General features: G+C 62.5%; 11 protein-coding genes and 1 pseudogene. 8 read left to right on the top strand and 4 right to left on the bottom strand.

The window, feature by feature from the left end:
• Positions 1-49 precede the first annotated feature (49 nt).
• Entirely contained in the window at positions 50-514 is a 465-nt protein-coding gene (locus AC3Z8Y_RS07135; protein ID WP_490089052.1) for a GNAT family N-acetyltransferase, read from the top strand.
• Between the two features lie 11 nt (positions 515-525).
• Here the strand turns inward: AC3Z8Y_RS07135 and AC3Z8Y_RS07130 are convergent, their stop codons facing one another.
• The gene (locus tag AC3Z8Y_RS07130; RefSeq protein ID WP_490089051.1) at positions 526-1,275 is read right to left on the bottom strand and encodes a 3-oxoacyl-ACP reductase family protein; all 750 of its coding nucleotides are present in this window, start codon (positions 1,273-1,275) and stop codon (positions 526-528) included.
• A gap of 538 nt (positions 1,276-1,813) precedes the next feature.
• Between AC3Z8Y_RS07130 and AC3Z8Y_RS07125 the strand changes: the two genes are divergently transcribed.
• Together AC3Z8Y_RS07125 and AC3Z8Y_RS07120 are read left to right on the top strand one after the other, a co-directional pair.
• A complete protein-coding gene (locus tag AC3Z8Y_RS07125; RefSeq protein WP_490089050.1) occupies positions 1,814-2,668 on the top strand; it encodes a DMT family transporter in 855 nt (284 codons plus the stop codon).
• Positions 2,669-2,828: 160 nt separating this feature from the next.
• Entirely contained in the window at positions 2,829-4,946 is a 2,118-nt protein-coding gene (locus tag AC3Z8Y_RS07120; protein ID WP_490089049.1) for a TonB-dependent siderophore receptor, read from the top strand.
• A 52-nt stretch (positions 4,947-4,998) separates the two neighbouring features.
• Here AC3Z8Y_RS07120 and AC3Z8Y_RS07115 read toward each other — a convergent pair whose 3' ends face one another.
• Together AC3Z8Y_RS07115 and AC3Z8Y_RS07110 are read right to left on the bottom strand one after the other, a co-directional pair.
• On the bottom strand, positions 4,999-6,171 hold the full coding sequence (locus tag AC3Z8Y_RS07115) for a GGDEF domain-containing protein (RefSeq protein ID WP_490089955.1): 1,173 nt from the start codon (positions 6,169-6,171) through the stop codon (positions 4,999-5,001).
• A gap of 170 nt (positions 6,172-6,341) precedes the next feature.
• Positions 6,342-7,370 (bottom strand): chemotaxis protein CheB, encoded by a 1,029-nt coding sequence (locus AC3Z8Y_RS07110; protein WP_490089048.1) that lies wholly within the window; start codon positions 7,368-7,370, stop codon positions 6,342-6,344.
• Positions 7,371-7,620: 250 nt separating this feature from the next.
• On the opposite strand from AC3Z8Y_RS07110, the gene AC3Z8Y_RS07105 reads away from it, so the two are divergent.
• Complete coding sequence (locus AC3Z8Y_RS07105; protein WP_490089047.1) at positions 7,621-8,019, top strand: helix-turn-helix domain-containing protein; 399 nt, start codon at positions 7,621-7,623, stop codon at positions 8,017-8,019.
• Between the two features lie 100 nt (positions 8,020-8,119).
• On the opposite strand, the gene AC3Z8Y_RS07100 is transcribed toward AC3Z8Y_RS07105, so the two are convergent.
• Positions 8,120-8,881, bottom strand: coding sequence for a substrate-binding periplasmic protein (locus tag AC3Z8Y_RS07100; protein WP_490089046.1), 762 nt, complete (start codon positions 8,879-8,881; stop codon positions 8,120-8,122).
• Positions 8,882-9,126: 245 nt separating this feature from the next.
• Here AC3Z8Y_RS07100 and ppnN point away from each other — a divergent pair, with 245 nt between their 5' ends.
• The 4 genes and pseudogenes from ppnN to AC3Z8Y_RS07080 all read left to right on the top strand — a co-directional run bounded on the left by ppnN (position 9,127) and on the right by AC3Z8Y_RS07080 (position 12,900).
• A complete protein-coding gene (gene ppnN / locus AC3Z8Y_RS07095; RefSeq protein WP_490089045.1) occupies positions 9,127-10,500 on the top strand; it encodes a nucleotide 5'-monophosphate nucleosidase PpnN in 1,374 nt (457 codons plus the stop codon).
• Between the two features lie 51 nt (positions 10,501-10,551).
• Positions 10,552-11,121 carry a GNAT family N-acetyltransferase gene (locus AC3Z8Y_RS07090; RefSeq protein WP_490089044.1) on the top strand — a complete coding sequence of 190 codons (570 nt, stop codon included), beginning with the start codon at positions 10,552-10,554 and terminating at the stop codon, positions 11,119-11,121.
• Positions 11,122-11,256: 135 nt separating this feature from the next.
• Positions 11,257-12,042, top strand: a pseudogene (locus AC3Z8Y_RS07085) (MCP four helix bundle domain-containing protein); the annotation flags it as partial.
• Positions 12,037-12,900 (top strand): methyl-accepting chemotaxis protein, encoded by an 864-nt coding sequence (locus AC3Z8Y_RS07080; protein ID WP_445674410.1) that lies wholly within the window; start codon positions 12,037-12,039, stop codon positions 12,898-12,900. The pseudogene AC3Z8Y_RS07085 and the gene AC3Z8Y_RS07080, both read left to right, overlap by 6 nt.
• The last annotated feature ends 29 nt before the right edge of the window (positions 12,901-12,929 follow it).

The raw sequence follows: 12,929 nt of genomic DNA, 5'->3' as shown, positions 1-12,929 counted from the left end.
AAGCTCGCGAAAAGGCTAGGCTCCTCTGTTCAGACAAAAGGAACTCACCATGCACACCCTGGCCTGGCTCGAAGACCATATGGAACACTGCAACACGATGGCGCAGTGGCTGTACGAGCAGTTCACCTATGAATTCGAGCCCTTGCCTCTGGAAGCGTGGCAGCAGGAATTCACCGAAGGTCAGCACAACGGCGACTGGAAGTGCCTCATCGCACTTGAAGGCGAGCGACTGTTGGGTGGGGCGTGCCTTGCGACCGATGACCTGCCGGGCCGTGCGGATCTGGGGCCTTGGCTGGCGTGCGTATACAGCCACCCCGCCGCCCGTGAACGTGGGCTGGCGGGGGAGCTGATCGAGGAGATCTGCCGCCACGCCAAGGCAACCGGCGTGAGCACGCTCTACCTTCATACCCATGACCGCCAGGCGTATTACGCCAAACGCGGCTGGGTTACGCTGGAGCCGTTCCAGGCGTGGGGCAAGCCGCACTGGCTGATGTCACGACACATCGACGACTAGGCCCCCGATGATCAGGCGCCAAAACCGCCGTCGATGGTTAGCTGAGCGCCGGTGATATAGCCGCCTTCCGGCCCGGCAACGTGCGCTACCAGCGCGGCCACTTCTTCCGCGCGGCCATAGCGGTCCAGGGCCATGAGCGCCAGCATGCCTTCGGCGAAGTCCCCATTCGCCGGGTTCATGTCGGTGTCGATGGGGCCGGGCTGCACGTTGTTCACGGTAATCCCGCGGGGGCCCAGGTCTCTGGCCATCCCCTTCACCAGCCCCACCAGCGCCGACTTGCTCATGGCATACACACTGCCGCCGGGAAAGGGCATGCGGTCCGCGTTCACACTGCCGATGTTGATGATGCGCCCGCCTTCCTTCATGTGGCGAGCGGCTGCCTGGCTGGCCACGAATACGCTGCGCACATTCACCGCCAGGGTGCGATCAAAGTCTTCCAGGCTGATGTCTTCGACAGACCCCAACACCAGCACGCCCGAGTTGTTGACCAGAATGTCGAGGCGGCCAAAGCTGGCCACTGTCTTTTCCACTGCCGCCCGCACCTCCTCCTCCCGGGCGGCATCGGCACGGATGGCCAGCGCGTTGCCGCCCTCGTCGTTGATGCTTGCCGCCAGCGCCTGGGCTTTCTCCGCCGAGCTTACGTAGGTAAAGGCCACGCTTGCGCCCTGCTCTGTCAGGCGTCGAACGATCGCTTCCCCGATACCTCGGGAGCCGCCCTGCACCAGGGCTACCTTTTCACTGAGCGTGTGGCTGATTTGCATGATGATCTCCTTTGAATAACGGTAAGCCCGGGCAGCCGAGGGTGAACCTGTGCGGATGAACGAACCGGATCTCGAGCGAGAAACAGCGAAAGGAAGGCAGTAACGGCTGTGCGCAGCGCGAGGATCAGACAATCTCAGGGCATGCATGCCGGATGGGCAATGAGGTGCATGGCTTTTGCAGCCTAGCAGCAAGTTGCACAGCGTGACGGGCAGCCTCCGGCTGCACGTTGTGCGCTTGGTATATTTACAGCCGCCAAGCGGCTCTGTTATGTTCGGCTCACTTAACTGTGGTAACCCTTCCATGTTCTCAACCACCCACATCGCGCCCTTCGCGAACCCCGCCGCCTCCCGGCAGCCGGGCAGCTGTGTGGTTGCCACTTGTGTTGTAGCAGCGGTCGCCTGCGTATCCCCTGCCCCGCCACGGCGGGTTGCGCTGGCCTGACCGGCCGACTGTCACAGCTCCAGCCTTCGAGCCCTTGAAACGCTGCCCCTCTGGGGTGCTGGAGCCTGTCTGTTCTGAACACAGGTGATTCACTTTATGAGTATTTCCCGCTCAACCCTCGCCAGTTATGGCGCCATGGGTTCTTTCGTACTGCTGTGGGGCAGCGCCGCGATCTTCAGCCGCTGGGGGCTGGACCACGGTTCGCCTTTCGGGCTGCTGATCGTGCGCTTCAGCCTGGCCTTGTTCGCGTTGTTGCTGATAGGTGGTATTCGCGGGCGCTGGTTGCCCGCGCCTGGCACCCGAACCTCGGTAGCGGCCACCGGCTTCATGCTCATTGGCGGCTACTCCATCTGTTACTTCAAAGCCATGGCCTACGGCATCACCCCCGGAGTGATCGCTACCCTGCTTGGGATACAGCCCATTCTTACGTTGTTGCTGCTTGAGCGTCGCGCGTCGCCGGCAAGGCTGGCAGGGCTACTGGTGGCGCTCACCGGGCTGGTATTGGTGGTGTACGACAGCGTGATGGCGGCGCATGTATCGGTGTTGGGGTGCATATTTGCGCTAATGGCGTTGGGCTTCATGACCACCGGGGCAATCCTCCAAAGGCGTGTCAGCCAGCACCCTGCCGAGGTGATGCCGCTGCAATACGTGGTCAGCTTGCTGCTGTGCCTGGGGTTCAGCCCCTTCCAGCGCGTAGCGGTCAGCCTGGACATCGGTTTTATCGTGCCGGTGATGTGGCTGGGGCTGGTGATCTCGGTAGGGGCGCAATTGCTGCTCTACCGCATGATTCAGGGTGGCAACCTGGTGAACGTCACTAGCCTGTTCTATCTGGTTCCGGTGGTTACCGTTGTGCTGGACTACCTGGTGCTAGGCAACGCGCTTGCCGCCATGAGCCTGGCGGGGATGGTGCTTATCCTGCTGGGGCTGGCAGTGGTTTTCCGCAGCAAGTGATGCGGTTTGGGGGGCTGCATGTGCGGTGCATGTGCAGCCCTGACCTGTTAAGCGTGCCAATGTGAAAAAAATGTCGACACTTTGTTACCGCTGCGTCTAGTTCTCATTTACATTTTCATTCAGAATCGTGCGCTTCCATTCACCTCCAGGAACCGCGACCTTGAAACCTCGTCTCCCCGCCACCTTGCTGTTAGCCAGTGCATGCACCGCGTTGCCGCTCGCCCACGCCGCCGATGTGGTCACATTGCCAACTACGCAAATCGAGGACACGGTCGCGGCCAGCGAAGGGGAGCCTCAGGGCTATCAGGGCCAGCCTTCCTCCAGTACCACCAAGATGGGGCTGACCAAGCAACAAACGCCGCAAGCGATTACCACTATCACGCGCAAGCAGCTCGACGACTTCAAGATGAACAGCGTGAAGGACGCCATCCGTGCGGCGCCTTCCGTCACCGTGGAGCAAAGCGAAACCGACCGCACCGAGTTCACCTCCCGCGGCTTCGACATCGGCACCTTCGAGTTCGATGGCATGGGCATGCCCTTTACCCAAACGATCCAGAACGGCGACCTGGACATGGCCGAGTTCGAGCAGATAGACATCCTGCACGGCGCCAACGGCCTGATGAGCGGCACGGGCAACCCTTCGGCCACGGTGAACTACGTGCGCAAGCGCCCCACCGAAACGTTCCAGGCCCAGATCAACACCAGCGTGGGCTCATGGGACAACCGCCGCGTGGACGTGGACGTCTCGGGCCCTCTCACCCCTACCGGCAATGTGCGCGGGCGCTTTATCTATGCCCACGACAAGGGCAACTCCTGGCTGGACCATTACAGCCATGAAAAAACCGTTGCCGCCGGGTTGCTGGCCTTTGACCTCTCTGACGCCGACACGCTGACCGTGGGCTTCACGCAGCACAACAGCGATTCGAACGGCAGTACCTGGGGCAACCTGCCGCTGGTAGACAGCAGCAACAACGCCATCCATTACAGTGGCCGCAGCTCCAGTGTTGGCCAGCCGTGGACGTACTGGAATATCCATACCCAGCGTGCCTTCGCCGAGCTCAAGCATGAGTTCGATAACGGCTGGAACGCGACCGTGACGGCGACCGGGATCACCGAGTACCAGGACATGAACATGCTGTACGTTGCCGGCGTGACCGGCGACGACGCCTACATGTATGCTGCGGACACCTCCGGCAAGTCCCACCAGCTCATCGGCGAGGCCAAGGCTTCGGGGCCGTTCAGCCTGTTTGGCCGCGAGCACGAGCTGACCATTGGCGCGAGCTATGGCCGTACCCACCAGAAAGCCCGCGAGTACGACCCCTCACGCGCTGTGGTGGACGACTACGGTTACTACTACACGTCCTTCGCCGGCGTGTTGGCCGGCACTGCGGCAAAACCTGATTTCGTGTACACCAGCGATACCAACACCCAGAACTTCGAGGACCGGCAGAAAAGCCTATTCGCCGGTGCCCGTTTCAGCCTGGCTGACAACCTGCACTGGATCGCCGGCGCGCGCATCCTTAGCGCTGATGGCTCGGGCGAGAGCTATGGCGCAGACCATTCCATGCAAGAACATGGCAAGGTCACCCCGTACACCGGGCTGGTATACGACCTGAGCAAACAATGGGCTGTTTACACCAGCTGGACCGAGATCTTCAATCCGCAATACAGCACGCTGGGCCTGGACGGCAAATTGCTCGACCCGCTGGAAGGCAAAAGCCTTGAGGCCGGTATCAAGGGCCGCCTGATGGACAACCGGCTGGACCTTACCGCCGCCGTATTCAAGACCCAGCAACGCAACGTGGCAGGTGCCTATGAACAGGTAGGCTCGCAGTACCTCTACGAATCAGTGGACTACAAAAGCCACGGCATCGAACTCGAAGCCTCCGGCGAGGTGTACCCGGGCCTGGACGTGCTGGCCGGCTATACCTACGTACGCATCGACGATGAAGACGGCGACAAGGCCCGCAAGTTCGTGCCCACGCACAGCTTCCACGGCCTGGCCACCTACCGCCTGCCCTTCATGCCGAAGGCAACCGTGGGCACCCGCGTAAGCTGGCAGAGCGGCATCCAGAACGACAGCATCAGCCTGATTCGCCAGAATGCCTACGCCGTGGTCGACCTGATGGCCGGGTATGACATTGACGAGCACTGGAGCACTGCGCTGAACCTCAACAACATCAGCGACCGCAAGTACTTCACCTCCCTCTACAGCGGCACCGCCAGCAACTATGCGGCGCCTCGCAATGTTACCGCCTCGGTCAGCTGGAAGTACTGACCCTCCCGCCCCGCTTCGCCTTGGCCTGCCTCATGGGCCACGGCGAAGCGCCTCAGGCCACCGGCGCCTGCCCCTCGGGCGCCGGGTCGGCCAATCGCAAACTGTCACGCCCGCCTCGCTTGGATTCATAAAGCGCAGCGTCACCTTGTTCGATGAGTGCCGCCAGGCTTGCAGGTGGCCGCACGAACAGGCTAGCGCCGATGCTGAGGGTAACCGCCTCAGCGGTAGGGAAAGCCTCGCCGGCAAACTTCTGGAACCGCTCACGCAATTGCTCGCCCAACGACAGCACCTGTGCCTGTGACGCCCCAGCCAGCAGGATGATGAACTCATCCCCACCCAGCCGGGCCGCCAGCGCACCCTGGGGCAAAACCGCGCGGATCATTTCACTCAACGACACCAGCAGGCGGTCGCCGGCACTGTGGCCATACAGGTCGTTGACCGGTTTGAAGTTATCGATGTCGATCAATAGCGCCGCCCCTGGCGTTGCAGCGCTGGCGGTGTTCAGCAACCGGGGGGCCTGAACATCCAGCGCGCGGCGGTTATACAAGCCGGTGAGCGGGTCCCGCGCGGCCAGGCGGGCAATGCGGGTTTCGCGCCGATAGCGTTCGGTTCCGGTCATCGACAGCGCGATCAACATGATCGCCATCGCGCCTTCCACCAGTGAGATCTGAATGATCTCGCCACGAAACGCCGTAAGGTCGATCACGGTACCGGGCATACCCGCGCTCAGCGCCTTGGCGAAATAAAACACGCCGTGGGCCAACAGCACGTAACGCAACTGTACCGCGCCCACCGTGAGGGATTTCCCATGCGGGCGCAGCAGCAGGCCAGCCCTGAACATCAGCACGGCCACCAGCAGGGAGTTGGCAGCGAGCATCAGTTTGGACCACGAAGGGTCTTCGGGGAGCAACAACAGCCCTGCCCAGCCCACGAATATCAAATACCAGGCCCGTGACAGCCGCGCCTGGGTGAAGCGGGCCACCCCAAGCAGAAACAGCCAATGCGCCACCACCAGCAAGCCATTGGCGAACCAGATGCCGACCAGTAACAGGCCGCCGCCGCGAAGCAGGGCCAGCGTGGACCCCACGGCAATGGTGGCGAACCCGCTGCTCCAGAACAGTAACGAAGGCTGACGCACGCTGCGCCATTCCACCGCCAGGTACAACCCGGCGGCGGCCGCGAGGGCGATCGAGATGGTAAGCATGGTTGGAGGGTCGAGCGCGATAAACACGGGCGGGCCTGAAGTCGACAAAAAAGAGGGGGATTGTAAGCCGTCGCGCCTGGTTTTCAGAGCGCCGGTTAGCCTCTGGCCGACGGCAGGCGGCGACGCGCAGGCAAGCCAGCCGTCACCGCCGAGCCCGCGCCTTGCACTGCTGATGTGGATTCGACGGTAGGTCAGTCAGCAGCTGGAGAACCGAAAATTTCCAGGTCCAGCACCACTTCGCGCAATGGCTCGAGCCTCGCGTGCGCACGGTCCGCTTGCTCCAGGCAATAGGCAGCGTCGGCGGTGTGCCCCGCCTCGCTGGCAAGCTCAGCCATCTGCCGCAGCAGTAGAATGCGTTCTTCCAAGGCCCGCAGCACGTCCCACAAGCCCTGATCAACGCTTTCATTGATCGCGCCGATAAGGGTTTTCATGGAGTAGGCGTGGCCCGTATGACAGCGGAAGCGGATGATCCGCCCTTCCCTGATTTCGACCAGTGCTCCATGGCATTCCGGGCAGGTGTACCTGGACACTTGGCCGAGCCCGAACACGCCTTCTTCCAAGCCTCTGCCGCTCAGGCTGATCCGGTTCTCGATCACCAAGTGTTCATTCGCCGGGTTCGGCACTGGATCATGGGTGAGCGCCTTCTCGCTGACCAGCTCGCCTATTCGCTCGGCCAGCGAGCGTACCGGGGCAACGAAGTCCACCTTCACATGGTCGATGGCACTCTGCGGCATGGAACTGTGCATGGCTTCGGCGGGGTCCTGCACCAGTGCAAAACCGTTGCGGTCCTTGATTGCCCATAGCCCGGCGGTGCCATCGTCCAAGGCTCCGGTGAGGACCACCCCGATGGCGTTGCGCCCATAAGCGACGGCGGCCGACCTGAACAACACGTCGATGGCCGGCCGAGCCCTGCACTCCCGTGGCCCTCGCGTAACGCGCACCCCCTGCGCATCAACCATGAGGTGGCGATCGGGCGTCGCCACATACACCGTGCCGGGTTTGAGCGCCTGATCCTCATAGGCCGCGATCACCGGCAGCCGGGTGGCCCGGGAAAGGATGCGGTCAAGGTTGCTCCTGGCCTGGGGAGGAATATGCATCACCACCAGGAAGGCGGCATGGGTATCAGGGTCGATGACCTGGAAAAATTGCTGCAGCGCATCCACGCCCCCCGCAGACGTCCCGACTACAACGACCTTCCGTGCCTTGCCAGGTTTATCCATGCTGCTCACGTTCCTTCAAGCCATGCCAAAGCGGGAGCCCCCGCCCGTTGGGTGCCGGCCAGCCAAGGGTGTAGTGCGACAAACTGCAGGTTGGCTCGCCTGGCAAGGATTTGGACCGCTGCGTGAAGGTGGTGTTCGGTGCCTATGGTATCTGGAGCTAGAAGGCCCAGACGTTACAGTCCGCTTTTGCATTTCATCCAATCAAGCATTAGCTTGCAAACCGGTCAACAACCAGATCACAAGGCCCCAAATGCGAGATAAACACGCACTAAAGCATTGGGTATTCGTTGCTCCTTTGCTCAGCCCGCCGCGCAGCGAGGCGGAGTACGACGCGCTGGTGGATGCTCTGGACAAGCTCCAGGAAATTACCGGCTACGACAATGACCATCCCCTGGATGGCATGGTCAGCCTCATGGCGACCCTTATAGAAGCCTACGATCACCAAGTACGGCCTATGCCATGCGCGTCTGGCATTGATGTACTACGTTCGTTCATGGAAGAGCATGAGTTGACCCAGCGCGACCTGCCAGAGTTGGGCAATCAGTCGACTGTGTCGCAGCTGCTCTCCGGCAAACGAAAGCTGAGCGTCAGGCAAGTCAAGGCATTGGCAAATCGCTTCGGCGTCACTGCGCAGACGTTCCTCGGATAGCCCTGGCATGGCCCTCGAGCACCCATTCCTTGGCGGGCTTTGCACACGCATGCCGTGATGACGCAGCCAGTATGCCGTGCCGGGGTCACGTCGCAAACGGCTATTGCACCGTTGCGCCCTGCCCCGCGCCCTTCTGCGCCGTGAGCGCTTTAAGGCTGCCGTCGGCGCGCATCTCGGCAATGGCCCGATTGAAACCCTTGATGATCTTGCCGTGGTCCTGTGTTTTAAGGCTTACCAGAATACGCAGGTCGGCTTCGGCCAACGGCGTAGGCAGCGGCTCTACCTGGCTTTGAATCGACGCGGGTTGCCGTTCCAGCACATAACGGCCCACGCGCTCGTCTTCCACCGCCAGGGCTACCCGCCCGGCGGCGAGCATTTCAGTCGCCATGGCGAAGTTTTTCACCGGTATCTTCAGCAAATCACTGTTGCGGGTGAAGGCCGGGCTGTAGGCGTAGCCCCGGGCAACGGCGATGGGGTATTGCGCCAGGCCATCGAGGTCTCCATCGAAGTCGACCGCAGCGCCCCGCTGGCGCCAGAACAGAATGCGATTGGCCAGGTATCCCTCGGAATGCTCGCCGATGCGGGTGCGGTCGTCGTTGTACCACACCGTGACCAGCACGTCGTAGCGCCCATCCCCAATGCCTTGCACCGCCCGCGCCCAGGGTAGTTGCTGAAACTCACAGGGGTAACCCGCACGGGTCAGCGCTGCGGTGACCACGCTGGTAGCTACCCCGCCCCCGGGCAGCGAAGCATCCACATAGGGTGGCCATAGATCGCCCACCAGCCGCAGCGGCGCGGGCCAAGCCGTTGCAGGAAGCAACAGTGAAACCATCAGGCAACCGCTGAATAACAGTGTGCGCATGTACGTCTCCCGCGCGTGGCCAGCCCATGGCTGAAAGCGCCTGCGCCGACGATAGGCTGTGCGGTGACTGCACGCCAGCCCCTGGCGGAAAGATCCTGCCCAATGGCGCTTTAATAGCACTTTGAGGGGCACCGACATGCAGCGAAGGTTTGCTTTCCACCGCAAGGCTCGGTTCAATGACTCCAGTGCAACTGCCGAGCCCCGGCCAGCCATACGCCCCGGGGGTCGCTCAAAGGGAACCGAGTATGACCGCACGAGCCGTAATCAACGCTTCGATCAGCCCAAAGGGCAGCCTGGAAACCCTCTCGCAACGCGAAGTGCAGCAACTGAGCGAAGCGGGCTCAGGGAGCATCTACACGCTTTTCCGTCAATGCGCCCTGGCTATTCTCAACACCGGCGCCCATGTGGATAACGCCAAGACCATCCTCGATGCCTACAAGGATTTCGAGGTACGCATTCACCAGCAGGACCGCGGCGTTCGCCTGGAACTGCTCAACGCACCGGCCGACGCCTTCGTGGACGGCGAGATGATCGCCAGTACACGGGAGATGCTGTTCAGCGCCCTGCGCGACATCGTGTACACCAAAAGCGAGCTGGACAGCCAACGGATCGATTTGAGCAATTCCGTGGGCATCACTGACTACGTGTTCCACCTGCTACGCAATGCCCGCACCTTGCGCGCCGGGGTGGAGCCGAAAATGGTGGTGTGCTGGGGTGGCCACTCCATCAATGGTGATGAGTACAAATACACCAAGAAGGTGGGCCATGAGCTGGGCCTGCGCAAGCTTGACGTGTGTACCGGCTGCGGCCCGGGTGTGATGAAAGGCCCAATGAAAGGCGCCACCATTGCCCACGCCAAGCAACGGCTTACCGGGGGCCGCTACCTGGGCCTGACCGAGCCGGGGATCATTGCCGCCGAGGCGCCAAACCCCATCGTGAACGAGCTGGTGATCCTGCCGGACATCGAAAAGCGCCTGGAAGCGTTCGTGCGTGTCGGCCACGGCATCATTGTGTTCCCGGGCGGCGCGGGCACCGCGGAAGAACTGCTGTACCTGCTCGGCATTCTCATGCACCCGGAAAACCGGGACCTGCCCTTCCCCTTGCTGCTCACCGGCCCAAGCAGCGCGGCCAACTACTTCGAGCAGTTGCATGCGTTCATTGGGGCTACCCTGGGGCCGGCCGCCCAGGCGCTGTACACCATCATCATCGACGACCCGGCCGAGGTAGCCCGGCAAATGGCCCAAGGCCTCAAGGACGTGAAGCTGTTCCGCCGCGAGCGCGCCGATGCCTTCCACTTCAACTGGCTGCTGCGGATCGAAGAAGGCTTCCAGCGCCCGTTCGACCCCACCCACGAGAACATGGCCGCGCTGCAGCTTAACCGCGACATTCCCCCTCACCAGCTGGCGGCAAACCTGCGACGGGCATTCTCGGGAATCGTGGCGGGTAACGTGAAAGAGCACGGCATCCGCCTGATCGAAGCCCATGGCCCGTATGAGATCCACGGGGATCCGGCGATCATGCAGCCCTTGGATAAACTGCTGCGAGCCTTCGTGGCGCAGCACCGGATGAAGCTTCCCGGCGGGGACGCTTACGTGCCCTGCTACCGGGTTGTGCAATAAACTTTAAACGCAGTGCCCCGTCGGGCACTGCGTCAGCTTTCAGGAAACCTCATGATTTCGATCCGCCCCATGCAGCCAGAAGATTTCCCGCACTTCTGGCCTACCTTCCAGGCGGTGGTCAGCGCCCAGGAAACCTACGCATACGACCCCAACCTGACCGAAGCTCAGGCCCAAGCCCTGTGGCTCGACCTGCCGCTGCACACCTTCGTGGCTGAAGAAGATGGCGTGCTGCTCGGCAGCTATTACCTCAAGGCCAACGCCGCTGGCCCTGGCAACCATGTATGCAATTGCGGCTACATGGTCACCGAAGCCGCCCGCGGGCGGGGCGTGGCGCGGTTGATGTGCGAGCACTCGCAAACCCTGGCGCGCGACAGCGGCTTTCTGGCCATGCAATTCAACTCGGTAGTGGCGACCAACGAGGTGGCCGTTGCCTTGTGGCAGAAGCTGGGCTTCGAGATCGTCGGCCGGCTGCCGAGGGCTTACCGCCACGCCCGCGAGGGGCTGGTGGATTGCCTGGTGATGTTCAAATGGCTAGCCCCTGCTCCTGCCGAGGCGGCGCCCACGCCCCTGATCGGCCGCAAGAATATCGAGTCAGTGGTATCCCGCCCCCGCCGGCGCTAACGCCATCACCGGGCGCCCGCACGTCGGGCGCACGGCCGCTGCGCTTTAATTTGCCCGAGGATCGCCGATGCTTATGGCCATCGGCAGGCAGTGCCTGCGCGTTCGATTTCAGGCACGGAAAAGGGCTGAACCACCATGGGCTTTATCAACAACGCCAAGTTGGCGACCAAACTTCTAACCGCGTTCGTTTTCTGTGCACTGCTTACGCTGATCGTGGGCATCATCGGCGGCCGAGGCATCGGCCAGGTCAGCGACAATCTGGACGGCGTGTTCTCCAACAACGTGGTCTCGATTCTCAACGTGAACAAGGTACGCGCCAGCCTGATCGCGCAAAACCGCGACCTGTACCGCTACCTGTCGCTGGTGGCAGCCAAGGCGCCGGTGGAAACTCGCCGCGAGCTGATCGCATCCATGAACGCCAGCCGCGACGACGCCTGGAAGGCATTCCTGACCTACCGCACCACCCCACTCGCAGATGACGAGCGCGCCGCCGGCGACGCCATGCAGCAGACCGACTGGGCCACGTTCCAGGCCGCCGTGGACAGGGCGATCAGCTTGATCGACCAAGGCGACATCGAGGTGGCGCGCCAGGCGCTGAACGGGCCCGTGCTGGAGGGCTACCGCCGGGTGCTCGGCGAAGTGACCACCATCAACGACTCCAACGTTCGCCAGATCGAGGAAGCCGCCACCGACTCGCGCGCCACCTCCCAGCGGGCCACCTACCTGCTGATTGCCGGTATCGCAATCGCATTCATCATGGCCATCGCGCTGGGCATGCTTATCACCCGCGCCATCGTGCGGCCGATCACCTTGGCGGTCTCGACCGCTCGCCGAGTGGCAGACGGTGACCTGACCGTTCCCATTCGCGCCGACCGCACCGACGAAACCGGCATGCTGCTCACTGCCCTGGGCGCAATGCAGACCAACCTGAAAAACACCATCGAAGAGATTGCCAAGGCGTCCGACCAGCTGGCTTCGGCGGCCGAGGAACTGAGCGCGGTGACCGAGGAAAGCACCCGAGGCCTCACTCGCCAGAACGACGAGATCCAGCAAGCCGCCACGGCCGTGACCGAGATGACCAGCGCGGTAGAAGAAGTGGCCCGCAATGCGGTGTCCACCTCTGAAGCCTCGCGCAGCACCAGCCAGGAAGCGCAGACCGGCCGTAGCCAGGTGCAGCAAGCGGTGGGCGCGATCAACGGCATGGCCCGCGAACTTAACGGTTCGACCGAAACCGTGCACACCCTGGCCGATCAGGTGCGCAATATCGGCAACGTGGTGGACGTGATTCGTGGCATTGCCGAGCAAACCAACCTGCTGGCCTTGAACGCGGCCATCGAAGCGGCGCGCGCTGGTGAGCAGGGCCGAGGCTTCGCGGTGGTGGCGGACGAAGTACGGGCGCTCGCGGCGCGCACTCAGACGTCTACCGGCGAAATCGAAACCATGATTGCCACTGTACAAGCCACGGCCGACCAGGCAGTGCGCGCGATGGGCAACAGCCAGTCACTGGCACAGAACACCCAGCAACTGGCCGAAGCCGCGGACCAGGCCCTGGAACGTATCACCGTAGCGGTGGCCGGTATCAACGAGCGTAACCTTGTGATCGCCAGCGCGGCGGAAGAACAAGCCCAGGTAGCACGCGAAGTGGACCGCAACCTGGTGAACATCCAGGACTTGTCCAGCCAGACCGCCGCTGGTGCCAACCAGACCAACGCGTCCAGCCAGGACCTCTCCCGCCTGGCCACCTCCTTCAGCCGCATGGTTGCTCGGTTCAAGCTTTAAGCGGCAAGCGGCAAGCTGCAAGCTGCAAG

It is taken from the genome of Pseudomonas sp. 3MAES_34.3B (assembly GCF_058145875.1).
This window is presented reverse-complemented; position numbering and strand designations above follow the sequence as displayed.